The organism is Yoonia sp. JB2-21 (assembly GCF_055693545.1).
In genome coordinates this window covers 1842378-1860944 of record NZ_JBVFUC010000001.1, presented here as the reverse complement: position 1 = coordinate 1860944, position 18567 = coordinate 1842378, and the positions used below count along the sequence as shown (strand labels likewise).

Annotated in this window: 13 protein-coding genes and 2 pseudogenes; 2 read left to right on the top strand and 13 right to left on the bottom strand. The window is 56.4% G+C overall.

Going from position 1 to position 18567, the window contains the following annotated elements; genetic code table 11:
* Positions 1–22 precede the first annotated feature (22 nt).
* The 10 genes and pseudogenes from puhC to bchF form a co-directional block, all read right to left on the bottom strand.
* Positions 23–460 (bottom strand): photosynthetic complex assembly protein PuhC, encoded by a 438-nt coding sequence (gene puhC / locus ACZ1G5_RS09315; protein WP_472732570.1) that lies wholly within the window; start codon positions 458–460, stop codon positions 23–25.
* Positions 461–487: 27 nt separating this feature from the next.
* Positions 488–1126, bottom strand: coding sequence for a photosynthetic complex putative assembly protein PuhB (gene puhB / locus ACZ1G5_RS09310; RefSeq protein WP_472732569.1), 639 nt, complete (start codon positions 1124–1126; stop codon positions 488–490).
* A gap of 69 nt (positions 1127–1195) precedes the next feature.
* Positions 1196–1954 (bottom strand): photosynthetic reaction center subunit H, encoded by a 759-nt coding sequence (gene puhA / locus ACZ1G5_RS09305; RefSeq protein WP_472732568.1) that lies wholly within the window; start codon positions 1952–1954, stop codon positions 1196–1198.
* A gap of 20 nt (positions 1955–1974) precedes the next feature.
* Positions 1975–3404, bottom strand: a pseudogene (locus ACZ1G5_RS09300) (PucC family protein).
* Positions 3401–4093, bottom strand: a complete 693-nt coding sequence (bchM, locus tag ACZ1G5_RS09295) for a magnesium protoporphyrin IX methyltransferase (RefSeq protein WP_472732567.1) — start codon at positions 4091–4093, stop codon at positions 3401–3403. Before bchM ends, ACZ1G5_RS09300 begins: the two are co-directional and overlap by 4 nt.
* Positions 4093–4989 carry a ferredoxin:protochlorophyllide reductase (ATP-dependent) iron-sulfur ATP-binding protein gene (gene bchL, locus ACZ1G5_RS09290; protein WP_472732566.1) on the bottom strand — a complete coding sequence of 299 codons (897 nt, stop codon included), beginning with the start codon at positions 4987–4989 and terminating at the stop codon, positions 4093–4095. Before bchL ends, bchM begins: the two co-directional genes overlap by 1 nt.
* A 133-nt stretch (positions 4990–5122) precedes the next feature.
* Positions 5123–8644 carry a magnesium chelatase subunit H gene (locus tag ACZ1G5_RS09285; protein ID WP_472734307.1) on the bottom strand — a complete coding sequence of 1174 codons (3522 nt, stop codon included), beginning with the start codon at positions 8642–8644 and terminating at the stop codon, positions 5123–5125.
* Positions 8634–10157 carry a ferredoxin:protochlorophyllide reductase (ATP-dependent) subunit B gene (gene bchB / locus ACZ1G5_RS09280; protein WP_472732565.1) on the bottom strand — a complete coding sequence of 508 codons (1524 nt, stop codon included), beginning with the start codon at positions 10155–10157 and terminating at the stop codon, positions 8634–8636. Before bchB ends, ACZ1G5_RS09285 begins: the two co-directional genes overlap by 11 nt.
* Positions 10154–11466: pseudogene (locus ACZ1G5_RS09275) on the bottom strand (ferredoxin:protochlorophyllide reductase (ATP-dependent) subunit N). Before ACZ1G5_RS09275 ends, bchB begins: the two are co-directional and overlap by 4 nt.
* Entirely contained in the window at positions 11463–11963 is a 501-nt protein-coding gene (bchF, locus tag ACZ1G5_RS09270) for a 2-vinyl bacteriochlorophyllide hydratase (RefSeq protein WP_472732564.1), read from the bottom strand. The pseudogene ACZ1G5_RS09275 and the gene bchF overlap by 4 nt, the downstream one beginning before the upstream one ends.
* 275 nt (positions 11964–12238) lie before the next feature.
* Here bchF and ACZ1G5_RS09265 point away from each other — a divergent pair, with 275 nt between their 5' ends.
* Positions 12239–13036, top strand: a complete 798-nt coding sequence (locus ACZ1G5_RS09265) for a cobalamin B12-binding domain-containing protein (RefSeq protein WP_472732563.1) — start codon at positions 12239–12241, stop codon at positions 13034–13036.
* A gap of 35 nt (positions 13037–13071) precedes the next feature.
* Positions 13072–14499: a transcriptional regulator PpsR gene (ppsR, locus tag ACZ1G5_RS09260; protein WP_472732562.1), complete on the top strand. Its 1428-nt coding sequence runs from the start codon at positions 13072–13074 to the stop codon at positions 14497–14499.
* Positions 14500–14577: 78 nt separating this feature from the next.
* Here ppsR and gspD read toward each other — a convergent pair whose 3' ends face one another.
* From gspD to ACZ1G5_RS09245, 3 genes are all read right to left on the bottom strand, one after another.
* Positions 14578–16998: a type II secretion system secretin GspD gene (gene gspD / locus ACZ1G5_RS09255; RefSeq protein WP_472732561.1), complete on the bottom strand. Its 2421-nt coding sequence runs from the start codon at positions 16996–16998 to the stop codon at positions 14578–14580.
* A 78-nt stretch (positions 16999–17076) separates the two neighbouring features.
* A complete protein-coding gene (locus ACZ1G5_RS09250; protein WP_472732560.1) occupies positions 17077–17736 on the bottom strand; it encodes a prepilin peptidase in 660 nt (219 codons plus the stop codon).
* Positions 17733–18566, bottom strand: coding sequence for a hypothetical protein (locus ACZ1G5_RS09245; RefSeq protein WP_472732559.1), 834 nt, complete (start codon positions 18564–18566; stop codon positions 17733–17735). Before ACZ1G5_RS09245 ends, ACZ1G5_RS09250 begins: the two co-directional genes overlap by 4 nt.
* Between the last annotated feature and the right edge of the window lies 1 nt (position 18567).

Here is an 18567-nt window from a genome sequence, read left to right as displayed (position 1 = left end):
GGGGGCTAACCCGCGCACAGTTTCAGTCTAGCAGCTTGGCAAAAGCTGCCACGTTATCTTTGCCGTACCCGATCAACTCGACCCGCAAATCGGTGGTGTCATCTAGGATTGCGATATTGCCGTTCTCGCGGCGTACAACTTGGAACGGCGCATTGCCGACCACGTTGTTCTTGAAACGCTCGCGGTCGATGACGCGACCAATGACGCCCAGAAATCCGGCTTTTTCATCAGAGGATGATGCAATCATAGTCCCGTCTGTCGAACGAACCTCGTAGATGCCGCTACGGTTCCCCTCCATCACGATATCAAGCGACTGCACGATCGGCGCTTCGACCAAAACGCCCCGGTTCGGCACATCGAACCACTGCGCATAGGCGACGATTGCAAGCGTTGCGGCCATCAGGCCAAACATGGCTTGCACCAAGATACGTGGCACCATTTCACGGTCGCGGTGGCGCATTTGTTGTTCAAGTTGAGACATGATCAATTACTCCGCTGCAACGGCGTTGCCGTCTTGGGTTTCAATGCGTTCGACACGCGGCTGTGCAATGCGTGTTTCAGCAGCATCCGCAAAAATGCGAGCCACGTTTTCAGCATCCGGGATGCAGCGCAGCGCGGGCTGGGTCCGCGCGATGCGCCACGGCCGCACGTGGGGCCAGGACATCAGATAGGAAATGCGGGTTTCGCCGATCAGTTCAAACGCCAAAGTCCCGTGACCGGATGATTTGAGATCCAGTTTCGCGGTCCCGATCCACGTGTAAGGCAGGTTCAGCGTCATTGTCAGCGCCGCACCAATGCGCATGGCAACGCGCTTGTTCGTCAGGGTGTAGACTGTCGAACGGGCCTGTACATAGGCGATACCATACAGGATGCCGCATGCCACGATGCCAGAGATGATGAACGGCACACCATGCATCAGCGCCACGCCAAATGAGAAATCCGCGGACGAGACGCCCACCCGCCAAAAGGCGAGCAGCGCAAAATATGCGAATACCCAACGGACGCCCAGCGCCTCGCGCGCCAGACGGCGCGGATCAGGGGCACCCTGCCACAAGATATGTTCCCCTTCCGGCAACTGCTCTGGCAGTCCTCGGATCGGTTCAAAGTTAAAGTCGTCGTGGCTCATGGCATGCTCCCTCTGGTGCCAAAGTGTCCCCGATGGCTAACCGGGATCACTGTCTTGTTTCGTCAGACCTCAAGAGGCGTACATCGTACCGCCCGCGTAGTAGGCCATGATCTTGTCTTCTTCGAGCAGTGTAACCTGCTCCATGCTTTTCGTTGCGGGCACATCATCCCAATTGCCGGCCATCAGCGAACGCACAACAACGCGGTCGGTGCCGATCTTGGCCATATTCATGGGGATCAGACGTGTCTTTCCTGTGCCCTCTGGGTTGAGGTCAACCGTGAGAAAACGAACCATCTGCTCTGGCACATCAACCCACATATCAATAACACGGCCAACGACTTCGCCGTCACGGCCAACCACGGCCAGCCCGCGCGGATCACGGCCAGCAGAGATTTTGAAATCTTCCAGCAGGGACATGGGACGAATTTTCACGTGGCCATGCGCATCCAGTTCCGGCGCGTCCCGGCGCGGGGCCCAAGCGGCAGGACCAACACCATCAACCATCGGATCACCCGTTGGGATCCAGGGCGACCCTGTTGATGCGGATGACTGCGCCAGCGCCAAATCAGTGCGCATCTTGCTGTCTTCGTATTCGCGTGACGGCACCGTCAGCTCACCACGCCCATCGCGCAGTTTGAACGTCTTTTCCTTAGGAATAGGGAACAGGCTCTCGTTGGCAGGCACGCCATCGCTGTCATCGCGCAAAGGGTATCCTTCGCGCATGTTTTCGGTTTGCAGGTAGTACACAAGCCCCGCAAAGAAAATCCAGAAGAGCCAAATTGCTGCGCTCGCCAGATCGAAGTCTCCAAAAAATTCTACACCAACCATTTTAGGTATCCTTTCGGCGGTTAGGTCGGGAAGTCTGCCAATCCCAGCTTGGCAGACCCCCGGTATTGATTGGCCGCAACCGCACAAGCGGCCCCAGCACAATGAGGGTTAGGAATAAGAGGCCAATTTCGGTGTGATAAACGACCGAATAGCCCGTGGCAGGCGTGGCGAGCGCCTCTCCCAAAGTGCCGTTCCCAGCGGCATGGTTCACAAGGTCACGCATGGTGCCCCCGATAAAGATGGACAGCCCGGCACCGGTGGCTTGCGCAGCCCCCCAGGCACCAAGGGCCAAACCACGACCGGCATTGCCAGTGGTGGGCATTGTCATGGCAGCGGTCAGCGTTGCGACGCCAAAAAGGCCGCCGCCAAAACCGATCAAAGCGGCACCAAGATAGAACAAGGCGGGCGATCCGACAGGGGCAGAAAAGATCACCGCACAAAAGGCGAGGATGCCCGCAAGGATACCGCGGGCGCACATCCGGTAGGGGTTCATTCCCTGCGCCAGCCAGCGCGCGGCAAAGGCAAACGCGATCAACGCACCGGCCGCCCACATCGCCGTCAGCAGCGTCGTCGCGGAAACCGACAGCCCAAGGATTTCACCGCCATAGGGCTCCAGCAACACGTCTTGCATGTTGAAGGCCATCGTTCCCAGAAAGACAACGGCCAGCAAACGCCCCGCATCGCCGCCTACTGCCAGATCGTTCCATGCGTCACGGAACGTAGGCGAGGCTTCGGCGCGTTCGGCCTTGGTCATCGGTTTGACCTTCTCTTGCCGCCAGAGCGCTATCAGGTTCAGCAACAGCGTGACCACGGCAGTTCCCTGCACGACCTGTACCAGACGCAAGGCAGAGTAGTCGCGCAACAGCGCACCAATCAGGATTGCAGCAACGGCCATCCCGATCAGGTTCATCACATAGAGCAGGGCCACGACCTTGGGTCGCGTCTCTTCGGTGGCCCGGTCGGCGGCGAGGGCGAGGCCCGCCGTTTGCGTCATATGCATACCAAAGCCGGTCATCAAAAAAGCCAATGCCGCACCGACATAGCCTGCAATGGGCCAATCCAGCGTGCGATCACCTGACAGCACCAAAAGCGCCATCGGCATGATCGCCAAACCACCAAACTGCCACATCGTACCCAGCCAAAGGTACGGAATACGTTTCCAGCCGATCGCGGACTTGTAGTTGTCGGACTTATAACCAACGAGCGCCCGAAGCGGGGCGACAAGCACCGGCAAGGCAATCATTGCGGCAACCAGCATCGCGCCAATATTCAGTTCAACGATCATCACGCGGTTCAATGTGCCCAACAGCATCACGGCGGCCATGCCGACAGAGACCTGGAACAGTGACAGGCGCAAAAGCTGGCTCAGTGGCAGGTCATCACTGACGGCATCACTGAATGGCAGGAGGTTGAGCGAAACACGCTTGAGAGAGGAAGCTTTGAAGATCACGTCTTCTTTCCCTCAAAGACCAGCGCATTTGAGATGTAGAAACCAGACTTGATCCGGTCAATTTCGATCAGACGACCCCTGACGCCAGCCTGGCGCAGCGCATCTGCGACACCCGCTGTCGTTTGTGGGATCATCGTCGGGCTACGGTCGGCACGCGGAAACAATTTGCCGACGCGCCACATCGCCATCAAAGCGGGCGTCCGCGGCGGCAGCGTAAAGACAAACTTGCCACCAATCCGCGCACTGGCTTTACCAAGCAGCGCCGCAATATCAGGGGCGCTGTAGTAGATCATCGAATCCATCGCGACGGCATGATCAAAAACGCCATCAGTGGCGTCCAGCATATCGCCCGCAATCCACGTGATATGACCCGCTAAATCCGCTGGCATCCGCTGCTCTGCAATCCCGACCAAAGCAGGCGAGATATCAACCGCAACAACATCAGCGCCGCGCTGGGCCAACTCAATCGCCATCGCACCCGTCCCGCAGCCGGCATCAAGGATCCGGGCACCGCGCAGATCGTCGGGCAGTTGCGCCAGCATCAGCGCACGCATCCTGTCACGCCCCGCACGTACCGTCGCCCGCACACCAGAAACGGGGGCATCCGATGTCAAACGCTCCCATACCTTGGTCGCAGTGCGGTCGAAATAATGTTCGACCCGGTCACGTGTGGCGGCGTATTCAGCCATTAGTCAAACCCAAGCAGTTCAAAGATTTCACGATCCGGCAGGGGGGCCGGGGCCAAAGGTTCGGTCCCGTTCCACAAGGTTTCAGCAAGGCGAATGTATTCCTTACGGACCTGAACGATGTCTTCCTCGTCATCCATCTCGAACAACGTCTTCTTCTTCAGACGGCTGCGGCGGATGGCATCCAGATCAGGCATATGGGCAATGCGGTTGAAACCGACAGTGCTGCAATAGCGATCGACCTCGTCGGTTTCACGGCTCCGGTTCGCAACACAGCCCGCAAGACGGACCTTATAGTTGGCTGATTTCGCCTGAACCGCGGCAATAATCCGGTTCATCGCATAGATGCTGTCAAAATCGTTCGCTGTAACGATCAACGCGCGATCGGCATGCTGCAAGGGTGCTGCAAAGCCACCGCAGACAACATCCCCCAACACATCAAAGATCACAACATCTGTGTCTTCCAGCAGGTGGTGCTGCTTGAGCAGTTTCACCGTCTGACCAACAACATAACCACCACAACCTGTCCCCGCTGGTGGACCGCCTGCTTCGACGCATTTCACACCGTTGAACCCATCAAAAATGAAATCCTCAGGGCGCAGCTCCTCAGAGTGGAAATCCACCTCCTTGAGAATATCGATCACGGTGGGCACCAATGACCCGGTCAGGGTAAAGGTGCTGTCATGCTTTGGGTCACAGCCAATCTGCAAAACCCGCTTGCCCAACATCGAAAAGGCAGCAGACAGGTTGGAAGAGGTGGTCGATTTACCAATCCCACCCTTGCCATAGACGGAAAACACCTTGGCGCCTTCAATCTTTGCATCGTCGGGCTGATGGACCTGAACGGACCCTTCGCCATCCAGACCTTTGAGGTTTGGAACGTCATCTCTGGGGCTCATGCGAGCCTCCTTTCATTATTGGGGACAGTCCCCATCTTCTCATGTTCAAAAATACCTCGGGGGAGGCGCGCAGCGACGGGGGCAGCGCCCCCACTCTGGCGCTTCGAAGAAGCGCAAAACCTCATCATCACAGTCATTCCGCTGCCACCCCTTCCATTCTGTCTTCCAACGCATCCGCTGCATCCTGCAGGGCCGCCAACGTATCTTCATCCGGTGTCCAATACTCTCGGTCGGATGCCTCAAGCAGACGGTTCGCCATCCGCATCGACGCCTGCGGGTTCAACGCGGCCAAACGGTTGCGCATCTCTTCGTCCAAAACGAATGTCTCAGACAGCCGCTGATAGACCCAAGGTTCCACTTCGCCGGTGGTCGCAGACCAGCCCAGCGTATTTGTCACATGCGCCTCAATCTGGCGCACACCTTCATGGCCGTGGTTCAACAGGGCCTCGTAGAACTTCGGGTTCAGGCTGCGGCTGCGTGTTTCCAGCGCGACCTGATCCTGCAAAGTCCGCACTTTTGCGGCCCCGCGTGTCTGATCGCCGATATAGACAGGCGCACTCTGTCCACCCTTGGCGCGTTTCACGGCACGCGAAATCCCACCAAGCGTATCAAAGTAGTGGTCAACCGTCGTCACACCCAACTCAACAGATTCTAGATTCTGATATGCCAGATCGACGTCTTTCAACGCTTTCTGCAGCAGGGCGGGGTTCTGCGCAGCCTTGCCATTCACACCGTAAGCAAACGACTTGCGCGCCTCATAGGCGTCCGCCAATTCATCCTCATCACCGAATGCAGAACTGTCGACCAACTGGTTCACATTGGACCCATAGGCCCCTTCGGCGTTTGAGAAGACACGCAAAGCAGCCGTTTCAATATCGCAGCCCATCTCTTCGGCATAAGCCAGCGCATGGGCACGAATAAAGTTCTGTTCCACTGGTTCGTCAGCCTGCGCACACTTCAGCGCCGCCTCGGCAAGCATACGCGTCTGCAAGGGCAAAAGATCGCGGAAGATACCCGACAATGTCATCACAACATCGATCCGTGGTCGCCCAAGCGTTTCCAGCGGGATCAGGTCAGCACCCGACAAACGACCAAAGGCGTCAAAACGTGGTGTCGTGCCCATCAAAGCCATCGCCTGGCCAATTGGTCCACCGTCAGATTTGATATTGTCCGATCCCCACAGCACCAACGCCACGGTGCGCGGCAGGCTTGCATGGGTTTCCAACAAAAGATCAGCCTGCTTTTTACCTTCCGACATGGCAAATGTGGTGGGCATACGGAACGGATCAAACGCGTGGATATTGCGACCGGTCGGCACAATCTGTGGCGCACGGATCAGATCACCGCCGGGGACAGGCGCAATATAGTGACCCGACAATGCCCGCATTAGCGCCGGCAGTTCGTGATCTTCTTTGAGCAGTTCAGCTGCCGCAGTCGCCGCTTCACCCTCGGGCATCAGTCGGATCATATCGGCACGGGCGGCATCGGACAGCGGCTTGCCCACAATGTGCAACCCTTCGGTGATCAATGATCCTTCGGTTTCCAACAGCTTGAGCCAGAGCTTGTCGATATCGCGGGCGTTCATATCAACCGCATTCGCCTGATCACGGATCAACTGTTCCAGATCAGCGCGCTGGTCATCATCGCGGGGCATCTCGCGCCAGCGTGTCAGGCTGTCTTTCAGTTCAGCAAGGCCCTTGTACAAACCAGCAGTCGTCAGGGGCGGCGTCAAATGCGTGATGGTCACAGCGTTTGAGCGGCGCTTGGCCAGCGTTGCTTCTGACGGGTTGTTGGCTGCATAAAGATACACATTCGGCATCTCACCGATCAAACGGTCCGGCCAATCCTGTGCACCCAAACCGGCCTGCTTGCCGGGCATGAATTCCAACGCACCATGCATACCGAAATGCAGGACAACGTCAGCGGCATAGGTATCGCGCAGCCATTGATAGAACGTCACAAAGGCATGCGTCGGGGCGAAACCGCGTTCAAACAACAGGCGCATCGGATCGCCTTCGTAGCCAAAGGCGGGCTGGACACCAACGAAGACATTACCAAAGTGGTGGCCCAGAACAAACACGCCGCGCCCATCCGACTGGACCTTACCCGGGGCCGGGCCCCAAACGGCCTCAACCTCGGCCAGATGCGGGGAGTTGCGCACAATCGTGTCAGCATCGACATGGGCGGCAACATTGGCCTGTTGGCCATATTGCGCGGCATTGCCTTGCAGGATCATCGCGCGCAAGTCATCGACGGTTTCGGGCACATCAAGCGTGTAGCCCTCGGATTTCATGCGTGTCAGCGTGTTGAACAGACTTTCAAAGACGCTCAGGTAGGCAGCGGTACCCACGGCACCTGCATTCGGCGGGAACCCAAACAGGACAACGCCAACCTTTTTGTCGGCGTTCTGTTTGCGGCGCAGTGTGGCAAGACGCTTTGTCTTTTCTGTCAGAACGACGATACGCTCAGCACATGGGGCCATTGCTTTGCAGTCAGAGGCGTCAGGGCTGTCCAACCCGTGCCGGCCGGCAAACACTGTCGGGTTTGTCGCCCCGTCCAGTTCTGGCAGGGCAATCAGCATCGTGGTTTCAATCGGACCAAGACCCTGGGCACTGTCTTCCCATTGTTCGATCGTTTGGAATTCGAGCGGTTGCGCCGCGACATAAGGCACATCCAAATCACTGAGCAGCGCAATTGCCTTGTCACTGTCATTGTAGGCCGGTCCGCCAATCAGCGAAAATCCAGTAAGCGATACAAGCGCATCTACCCGACCCATGAAGTAGGCATCGACCGCTGGTTTGCCGTCCAACCCGCCAGCGAAAGCAGGGATAACACGCATGCCTTGCGCCTCAAATGACCGGATCACCGCGTCATAGTGCGCACAATCCGAGGCAAGCACATATGACCGCAACATCAGAATACCAACGGTTGCAATCGGGTTGTCTGGCCCTGGCAGATCATCAATATCTGTCGTGATGTGGTGGTCAGGCAGGTCTGGATGATAAAGACCGACATCAGGATATTCGATCGGCGCATTTGCCGCCGCACCCTGCCAATCTGGACGGGTGGCGTAACGACCAATCAGGAAGCGGATCAAATGTTCAACATTGTCGTCCGACCCGCCAAGCCAGTACTGCATCGACAAGAACCAGGCGCGGAGATCCTGCGCCTTGCCGGGGATCAGCTTCAGGATCTTGGGCAAGCGGCGCAGCATGCGCATTTTCTTGGCCCCGGACTCGGTTGATGGCTTGCCCGAGCCGCGCAGCTTTTTTAGCAGTGCCATCGCCCCACTGGCGGGCTTGGCCATGTCCAGATCACCCATACGGGTCAGTTTAACGACCTGCGCATCGGCGATCATGCCCACCATCGCGTCACAAGCATCACGCCGCGCCTGCATTGCCGGCAGGATTGCGTTGATATGTTCTTCAAGGAACAACAGGTTGGCAATCACGATATTGGCCGTGGCAATCGCGCCCTTTGCCTCCTCCAGCGCCTTGGGGCATTCGCCCCATTCGGCAGCGGCAAGAACCTGCACCTCCAGCCCCGGAAAGTCAGGGGCCAGACGCGCCGAAACCCGCGCGGCAGGACCTGCGGCGTGGGCATCCAGCGTGACAATCACCACGCGGTAAGGTTTATGCATCACCTCATCGCGCATAATGGGCCTTTGCTTCATAAAGCGTATCAAGGCTGATTTCATGCAGCCCTTTTTCCAACGCGAATGTTTCGGTGTTGCGGCGGGCCTTGCCACGCACAAAGAACGGGATTTTCTTCAGTTCTTTTTCCGCGTCAGACAGCCAGATGACATTGTCATTCTGAGGCTGCGTCTGCTCAACGGCGGCATCTTCTGTTTTGGCTTTGGCCTTGCCGCCATGATGGCTTGGCCCTGCATCGTCATGGAATTCAAAATCATCGCGGAACATCGTTAGCAAATGCTCTTCAAGACCCATCACAAGCGGATGGATCAGCGTATCAAAGATGACGTTTGCGCCTTCAAACCCTACTTGGGGCGAATAGCGGGCGGGAAAGTCCTGCACATGAACGGGAGCGGAGATAACAGCACATGGAATGCCCAGACGCTTGCCAATATGCCGCTCCATCTGGGTGCCAAGGATCATCTCGGGCGACAGCTTTTCAATCGCTGCTTCGACCTCCAGATAGTCATCAGTGATGAATGCTTCGACGCCGTATTCCTTGGCGAGCGTACGAATAGGCCGCGCCATTTCGCGGTTGTAACAGCCGATGCCCACAACCTCGAAACCCATCTCATCGCGCGCAATCCGCGCATGGGCCGCAACATGGGTGCCGTCGCCAAAGATGAACACGCGCTTACCGGTCAGGTAAGTGCTGTCCACGGACCGCGACCACCAAGGCATCCGCAGGCGGGCCTCATCAGGGCGACCCGTGACACCCGTGATTTCGGCAACTTCATTGATGAAATCGCGTGTCGCACCCACGCCAATTGGCACGACCTTCGTGAACGGCTGATCATAGGTCTTCTCAAGAAACCGCGCCGCAGCTTCACCCGTCTCAGGCGATAACAACACGTTAAAATGCGCCGCTGGAAGGCGTGCAATGTCTGACGGTGTTGCGTTCAGTGGCGCCACGACATTCACGTCGATGCCCATTTCGGAAAGTAGCCCTGTCAGTTCTTCCACGTCGTCGCGGGCGCGAAAGCCCAGCGCGGTTGGGCCGAGGATATTGCAAGTCACACGGGCTGTGCGGTCTTGCGGCTGGGCAAGGCTTCGGACGATCTGATAGAATGTTTCATCCGCGCCAAAATTTTCCTTCCGGCTATAGCTGGGCAGTTCCAACGGAATGACGGGGATCGAAAGCCCCATGGTTTCAGCCAGACCTGCGGGATCATCTTGGATCAGTTCAGCCGTACAAGACGCGCCAACGATGATCGCCTCAGGATCGAAGCGGTCAACGGCATCTTGGCAAGATGACTTGAACAGCGTCGCTGTGTCCGCACCCAGATCACGCGCTTGAAAGGTTGTATAGCTGACCGGCGGACGGTGGTTACGCCGCTCGATCATCGTGAACAGCAAGTCCGCATAGGTATCACCCTGCGGGGCGTGCAGCACATAGTGCAAACCCTTCATCGCCGTGGCGACACGCATCGCGCCAACGTGCGGCGGACCTTCATATGTCCAGACGGTCAGCTTCATCGCGCGACCTCGCGCGTTTCAATAGAATGGCTTGCGGCCTCCATCTGGAGGACTGATTTCCGGCGCAGCGGACGTGAGAACAGACCAGCAAGATCACCCGCCTGTTCGTAGAAATGCACAGGCGTGAAGACCAATTCGATGGCCCATTTGGTGGATAGCCCTTCCGCCTCAAGCGGGTTCGCCAGCCCAAGGCCACAGACCGTCAGATCAGGGCGCGCGGCGCGGGCCCGTTCTAACTGCTTGTCCACATCCTGCCCTTCGGATATTTGCGGACCTGCAGGCAACAGGTCCAGATCAGGACCGTGCAAGGCATCATGGATGTAGGGGCTACCCACCTCCACCGCTGTCATCCCACATTCACGGGTCAGGAAACGCGCAAGTGGGATTTCAAGCTGGCTGTCTGGGAAGAAGAATACCGACTTGCCGCGTAATGCCTCTGCCGCTTGCGCAATCGCTTTGCGGGCACGGGCACGGGGGCTGCGGTCACCGCCTCGAACGTTTCTTCGCTGACACCGAATTCCACTGCAATCGCCCGTAACCAAGCGGTGGTACCTTCGTCACCAAACGGGAACGGGGCGGCCAGGTGGCGGGCACCGCGACGTTCAAGCTCTGCGTGTGTATCACCCAAGAAAGGCTGCGTCAGTGCAAAGACTGTGTTTTCACCAACGGCGGTCGTGTCATCAATACGGCGCGCCGGAAGCAAGCGGATCGGACCGACACCCATATCGGTCAGGAGCGAAACCATCTGGTCTTCGACAACATCTGGCAATGCACCAACAACCAAAAGCTCACGCTCTTTGGTGTCTTTCAGCACGGGCACCATTGACGCAAGGCAGGCATCCTCGCCTTCGGTAAAGGTCGTCTCGATCCCGGAGCCAGAGTAGTTCAGCACGCGGACATGGGGTGCATGGACCTGACTCAACCGCTCGGCCGCGCGGGCCAGATCAATCTTGATCACCTCGGACGGGCAAGAACCCACCAGAAACAGCTGCCTGATGTCAGGGCGACGCGCCAAAAGCTTTTCAACTTCACGATCCAGTTCGACATGGGCATCCGCCATCCCGGCCAAATCCTGTTCTTCAAGAATCGCCGTACCGAATCGTGGCTCTGCAAAGATCATCACGCCTGCCGCAGATTGCAGCAGATGGGCGCAGGTCCGGGACCCGACAACAAGGAAGAACGCGTCCTGCATTTTGCGGTGTAACCAGATGATCCCAGTCAGCCCGCAAAAGACCTCGCGCTGGCCGCGTTCTTTGAGGACAGGAGCCGTGCGGCAACCACCGTTCGTGGGGGGCAATGGGACGTTCATGCGCGCGTCTCCGCATCCAGTCTGGCAAGGCGTAGTTTCCAGACAAATTGGGCGGCGTTAATGACGTAGGCGGCATAGGCGGCAAGGGCCAGATACATCAGGCCAACTGGCGACATCGCATCGGTCAGAAGGGCGAAAACATATAACAAATGCAATGCGATAACCGCAAAGCTGAACACATCTTCCCAAAAGAAGGCCGGGGCAAAAAGGTACTGTCCAAAGACGACCTTTTCCCAGATCGCGCCGGTCACCATGATGAGCAGCAAAACACCTGTTTTGATCACGATGGAAATGGTCGCGGCCTCATAGCCCGCGCCCGTCAAAAGATAGCGGATCACAAGTGCCAATGAGATCAGGAAAACAAGAAACTGAAAGGGGGCCAAAATACCCTGAACAACAGTCCATTTCGTCCCATCACGGCGCGCTCTTTCCGCATCAGAATACAAACGCGAGCCAAGCGTTCTCACACCTGTAGTGTTAGCACCGGCGATGGTCATGTAAGGGTTCCCTGACAGCTACTTGTGTCAAGAATATGTGCCAAACATGGCATGTGTCAACTTTAAGTTACACTTGATCTACACAGAAAGAATGACAGCCTCACACAGACATAATTTTCACTAACATCATATTTTTTATACACTTTTTCTGATATTGCCGAATGAGGGATTTGAATGTTGTCAATTTGCTTTGACATTCACCAGCCCACACCCGACAATGCGATAACTGCTGTAAAAGACGCCTTCGCGCATTGATTCAGCTAGAGGACACGCAGATGGCCGACCGTCACCAGTTTGACGCAAAGAAGGGGATTGCTGTGTCGCGCGCGCAGCCAAGCTCAACAAGGCGCATCGTTGCTGCGGCTGTTGTGCAAGATATTGCGCGCAATCTGGACAAAGATCTTTTTCAAAAGCTGAAGACAGCCGCGCTAAGCACCGATCCAAACGCATGCAGATCTGCAGTGCATGCAGCCATCGCAGGCGGCACCCGTCCCGAGGATCTTGCTGACTATTACATTCCGGCCCTTGCCCGCGATATGGGTGATCTATGGTGCGTGGATCAGCTTAGCTTTGCAGGTGTCACAATTGGCGTTTCGCGACTTCAGGCAATGCTAAGAGAGATGGGGCCAAACTGGTCGAGCGACAACGCATCTGACCCTGCCGCACCGTCTATTTTGCTGATCATTGGCGAAGACGTCTATCATACGCTTGGCGCGATTGTTTTGAGCGGGCAACTGCGTCGCAAAGGTTACTCTGTGAAACTTCATTTGGGTGGAAAGCGGGAAGATATTGCCCATCAGCTGACACGAACTAAGTATCACGCTGTCTTTGTTTCATCATCGCGGGGTGAGACGCTTGAATCGTTGCGCCGCATCGTTGATGTTGTAAAGACTTCGACCAAAACGCCGCCACCTGTTGTGGTTGGCGGAACCATTCTGGAGGTCGAAACCGCGAATGATGTTACGGCGCTTACAGGGGCGAACTATGCCACAAGAATACCAGAAGAGGCGCTAAGACTTTGCGGCCTTTCGGAAACTCTGCACAACACAAAAACAAGCAGCGACGGGACCTAGACGATGATCAAGGTTCCCAATCACAGGCGCGATCTATGACGTCTCGTGGTACGCAATATTGGAACAGCGGGGCCATTCCGCTGATCGCGCCTGAAATTCTTGGTGATATCATTGCAGAAGTCGCCGACGTTGGTGTCGTCATCTCTGAGACGGGTTCGATACTTTCTGTCCTTGTCAATCCATCCAACGAGGCGTTTCGCCAACTAGAGCGGTGGGAAAAGAAAGACATCCGCACGACGCTGACCATTGAAAGCGTTTCAAAATTCGAGAGCCGTCTTGCAGAGTTCCTGAGCGACAAGCCGCAAGTTCGCCCGGTTGAGTTGAACCACACCGATGGTACCAGCCGCGCAGAATCCCCGGTGCGGTACAGCTTTCATCGTATTGGGCCTGACGGGGCAATTCTTCTCTTGGGTCGCGACTTGCAGCCCATTGCCGAAATGCAGCAACAACTGGTCGAAGCACAGCTTTCGCTGGAGCGGGACTATGAAACCCAACGTGAATATGACACGCGCTTTCGCGTCTTGATGGAAAACACATCCGAAGCGGTGCTGTTCGTTTCTGTGGGCACCGGTGAAATCACCGAAGCAAACTCTGCGGCCGTCGCACTTGTCGACCGACCCATCGAGAGCCTGATCGGAAATCAGTTGTCGGGCTGTTTCGAAGGCCGCAAACGCGGCGACATGCTGGAAAGTCTTGCATCACAAGCCATCTCAGACCTGAACAAAAAGATGACCGTGGACTTACGTGGAAATGGGCAGTCGGTGACGATTGTCCCTACGTTGTTTCGGGCAGCCGGCGAACGCATCCTGATGTGCCGACTGATCCCGACAGACGATGGTGCCGCACGGACGGATGACCTTAATCAAAATCTGCAATCTCTGTACACCGCCGGGCCCGAAGCCATTGTCTTTACCTCAGAAACGGGTGACGTGCTCTCGGCGAATGATGCGTTTCTGGATCTGATTGATGTGGCCCATGACATCAATGTGCGCGGACGCGGCTTTGCCGACTATCTTCAGCGCGGCAGTGTCGACTTCAAAGTGATGGCCGAGAACGCCGCACGCGCGGGTCGGATGCGGAACTATGCAACAAAACTTGCGGGCGAATACGGCAGCCCCCGCGCTGTTGATATGTCTGTGACAAAGCTGATGGCGGGAACACAGGTCGTCTTTGCCTTTGTGCTGCGCGACGCAAACCGGGCTGAGGCAACGCAAACGCGCGCTCATCCAAGCAGCGATGAAAGCATGCGCTCCGTTGCAGAACTTGTGGGTAGTGCCACATTGAAAGATATCGTCGCTGAAACCACTAACGTGGTCGAGAAGATGTGCATCGAAACAGCTGTCGAATTGACGATGAATAACCGCGTCGCTGCGGCAGAAATGTTGGGGCTGTCGCGCCAATCGCTTTACGTCAAGCTGCGTAAGTTTGATTTGCTGACCCGCGAAGGCACGAACGATACCTAGCTCCAAGCAAACCGTTCAGAAATGAAAAAGGCCCGTTCCGATATCTCGGAACGGGCCTTTGCTTTGATTGTTTGTGCCTTACTGGGTCGCTGTAAAGCAATCCGTTTTGACATCAATACAGACTTGGCTTGCTTCGCTGCGGGACATCGGCCCAACAGTGACCATTGTCAAACCACCTGCCTGACGGAAGCTTGGTGTCATCTGACCGAGCGACGCGCCGTTTTGGCTTACCAGATTGTTCCAGTGATCCTGCGCATTGTCGGCAGAGCTGAACGAGCCAAGCACCGCGATGTGACGACCGGTTGGCGCTGCGACTGCGACTGGCGCCGGCACTGCCACCGGAGCAGGCGCTGTTGCGACCGCTGGTGTCGCTGCAACAACTGCTGGTGCTGAGACCGCTGGCGTTGCGACAGCCGCTGGTGCAGCGCGGTTCACAAAGTTCGCATCCTCAATCAGTGCAGAGTTCTGCGTGCGCATTGCCGGTACGTTTACATTCGTGCTCAGCGATGGGCCACTCATCTGCAGCGAGTCGACACGAGACCGCAGCTGCTGTGTGACACGACGCGCATCCATGCGGTTGTTCACGATACGTGGTGTGATCAGAACCAGAAGTTCGGTCTGCGCACTGCTATTGTTCGTGTTCCCGAAGAGCGAACCGGCGATTGGCAGATCTTTTAGACCCGGGATACCACCATTGCTTCTGCTGGAACGATCAGAGAACAAGCCGCCCAGAACAATCGTTTCGCCGCTATCGACAGATACAGAGCTGTTGATCACACGCTGCGAAATGATCGGGTTACCTGTTGCGGGATCGTTTTCACCAACGTTGCTGACTTCTTGTCCAATGTTCAGGATCACAGAACCTGAAGAGTTGATGCGCGGTGTCACTTCAAAGATCACACCCGTGTCACGATACTCAACCGTCGAGACGAACACATCGTCAGCGGTTGAACCATCCTGGGCGGTACGGACAGATGTCGGTACCTGATCACCAACAACCAATCGTGCCGATTCATTGTTCAGGATCATCAGATTGGGTGAAGAAATCACATTGATTGACGTAACCGTATCCAGCGCGTCGACCACTACATTAGCAGGTGTCCCGCCAAGTGACAGACCATAGCCTGGCAAGTCAGGTACGATATTTCTAAAGGTGCTGTCTCCAGATGACAGACCAACGCTGTCTCCGTCTGCTTCAAGGAAATATTGCACGCCGTACTTTAGATCATTGTTCAGTGAAACTTCGACGATCGTCGCTTCGACCAGAACCTGACGCTGTGGAACGTCGAGACGGTGCAGGATGCCCAGGATACGCTGATACTCTTCCGGTGTAGAGTGGATCAGCAGCGTGTTTGTGGCTTCGCTCGCAACAACACGTGTCGCGTTCAATGTCCCCTGTGGGTTGAAGAAATCAGAGCTTGCCTGAATTACTTCGGCATCCTCAGACGTCGTTTCAACCGAAATCCCAAGGATCTGCGACATGGTTGGCGCGATATCAGCGGCGCGGGCATACTTCATATCGTAGGAGTAAACCTGCGCGTCGTTCGAGCCATCACGTGTCAGGCGGTTAATCCAGACAGACACATTCTCCAAAGCGCGCGGTGTCTTTGCGACGGCGAGGATGGAGTTGTTTTCTGGGATCACTTCAAACACGACAAGCGGCTCAAAGCTTTCATCTGTTTCGACGACACGCTCAAGACCATTCACGATAGACTGTGCAGACCGACCATTGACCGGGAAGATACCGACAGAGCGGTTGGCCAACCAATCAACGTCAAAGCTGTTGATGGTGTCCTGCCATGATTGTTGGTCGACGGACGTACCGGCCAGAACCAGAATGTTGCGCTGGGCGTCGATGCCCACAATGCCAGAACCGGCGAACGGTTGCAGGATCGCTGCCATTTCCTGTGCGCCGATGTTGCGCAAAGGAACAACCCGCAGGGTATAGCCCGGCAGGACGTCACGTGCCGTAGACGGTGCAATCGAAAGTTCGGCAGACAAAGGTGCAATCGCGAAGATGTCGCCGCGACGAACCAGAACAGCATTGTTCTGCTCAAGCGCAAGCTCGAACACTTCGATGGCGGTTGTCCGGGTCACTGGCTGCGAGGACCGGATATTCACGGTGCCCGTCACGCCGGGATCAATGATGTAGTTGACCTGCAAAAGCTCGCCCAAGATCGCAGCGGCGGCTGATTCAATATCAACATTCACGAGGTTCAGCGAAACTGTGCGTTCGCCGCTCTCATTCACAAAGTCGCTGTCGATCAGCAGTGGCTGGCGGCCCGGGAAGATTGTTCCCTCGCCCGCTGCAACGCGTTGACCACCGGTCACGCGACCCTGCTGTCGGTTCAACGACGCTGTGTCAGAGTTTGTGCCAAAGATGTTGGCAAGCTGCCAACCGGGAAGATCGTTCGCATTCCCTGCCCGTTCTGCCTGTGGAAGTTCCTCACACGCACCCAGGAACGCGGCAACAGCCGCGAGTACCATAATTTTTTTCATGCTCTGCCTCAATCAGCCGCGTCCCAGATCTATTGCCCAAGTACGCATTAATATTGCTGCTACATTAACAACAGCGTTTCAGCCAAGTGATGCGAAATTACGAAGTACGACGAAAATGATACATAAGTGTGTCCCGTATGACACGGCGTGTTTCAGCGCGTCATGCTGCCCAAGCAACCTTCTGATCCCAATTTCGACCAGCCCAGAAAATGCGGCGAATCCAATGAGTAAGAAGCTATTGAACGGTGCAAGATAGGCCCCCAACCCTGCAACAAGCCAGATGTCACCAAGACCCAAAGCCTCTTTTTTTATGACCCATAGCACGGTTTGGCGCGTCAATAGCAACGCCCCGGCTGGCACTGCCATCTGGACAAAAACACGTAGCGGATCAGACGATTGCAATGCATGGATTGCCCCCAAGATGATCACTGCAATCGTCCATTCAATCGGTAGCCACCGCCATTGCCAATCAATGCCTGCCAGAATGAAAAGAAGGCACAGAAGTACGGCAGTTGCGGTCAGATTACTGTCAAAACTGGTGGCGATCAGGGCCGCACCCAACATGCCCAGACCCAATCCGAGCGTCACAGGACGATAAAATTTCCGCACGGATTGCGGGCTGACGACGCGCCGCAAGACCCCTCGGACAAATATCGGCAGCGGTCCCAAAACCAGTGCGCCCAGTAGAACTGCGATAGGCAAGATCCAATTGAGTGACGCCATCGACAAAGCGGTCACCGCAGGATTTCCATGCCCAATACTTCAAATTGGGTGCGCCCGCGTCGAAAGCTCAGGCCTTGTGCTGCAACCGTTGCGATGATCTGAACGCGTACACCGCCTGTTAAAATGCCTTCGGCTTCGACTGTATACACCGGCCCCTCTGTCCCGCTGAGCCAAAGTGATGCAGTGCCAAGTCGCGGCATCGCTTGCCCCAAACTCCGACGCGCAATGACGCTTGTAACGTCGCTGGGTCCCATGCCGGGCACCGCCGCCAAAAGCTCTTCTGGTGCTGTTCGAGGATTGATCTGCGCGTTGCCATTAAATGTCGTCAGAACACGGCGCGCCTCCAAGCTTGCGTCCTGCGGAAACCCCAGTTCGGATAGCAGGATTGCGATTGATCGAAATTCACCGACGGCCCCGGCCTCGCCGCGTTGTCCGACAATGACTTGTGCAATGGTGACGGCATCAAAGGCATCAATGCCTTGCCCGTCACCCAAACGCTGGAGTGTCGGACCCAATAGTTCAACAGGCGCATGGTTGATGTCCAGCTTTCCACCTTCATCCCAGATCCGGTAAATTGCCTGCCCCTCGGCCATTGTGAATGTTATCGGCGTCCCATCGCGGGGCGATGTTTCAACGTCGTCGCCAACACGTCCCAGATCAGCAAGCGCGACATTCAGTGCACTGCGCGCCAACTCAACAGCGCGGCTGGTCTCGACTTCCGCGCGGGTCGAAAGGGCCGTCTGGCGCTGGGTGGCAAGGTATCCGGCCGCAGCCAGTAGCAGGCCCAATGACATCCACAAGACCGTCAGCAGGATAAATCCCCGAAACCGGCGCCGGCGGGACATG

Coding starts and splice junctions, on each gene's coding strand:
- puhC (WP_472732570.1), bottom strand. CDS start 460: ATGCGCCACCGCGACCGTGAAATGGTGCCACGTATCTTGGTGCAAGCC.
- puhB (WP_472732569.1), bottom strand. CDS start 1,126: ATGAGCCACGACGACTTTAACTTTGAACCGATCCGAGGACTGCCAGAG.
- puhA (WP_472732568.1), bottom strand. CDS start 1,954: ATGGTTGGTGTAGAATTTTTTGGAGACTTCGATCTGGCGAGCGCAGCA.
- bchM (WP_472732567.1), bottom strand. CDS start 4,093: ATGGCTGAATACGCCGCCACACGTGACCGGGTCGAACATTATTTCGAC.
- bchL (WP_472732566.1), bottom strand. CDS start 4,989: ATGAGCCCCAGAGATGACGTTCCAAACCTCAAAGGTCTGGATGGCGAA.
- ACZ1G5_RS09285 (WP_472734307.1), bottom strand. CDS start 8,644: ATGCGCGATGAGGTGATGCATAAACCTTACCGCGTGGTGATTGTCACG.
- bchB (WP_472732565.1), bottom strand. CDS start 10,157: ATGAAGCTGACCGTCTGGACATATGAAGGTCCGCCGCACGTTGGCGCG.
- bchF (WP_472732564.1), bottom strand. CDS start 11,963: ATGACCATCGCCGGTGCTAACACTACAGGTGTGAGAACGCTTGGCTCG.
- ACZ1G5_RS09265 (WP_472732563.1), top strand. CDS start 12,239: ATGGCCGACCGTCACCAGTTTGACGCAAAGAAGGGGATTGCTGTGTCG.
- ppsR (WP_472732562.1), top strand. CDS start 13,072: ATGACGTCTCGTGGTACGCAATATTGGAACAGCGGGGCCATTCCGCTG.
- gspD (WP_472732561.1), bottom strand. CDS start 16,998: ATGAAAAAAATTATGGTACTCGCGGCTGTTGCCGCGTTCCTGGGTGCG.
- ACZ1G5_RS09245 (WP_472732559.1), bottom strand. CDS start 18,566: ATGTCCCGCCGGCGCCGGTTTCGGGGATTTATCCTGCTGACGGTCTTG.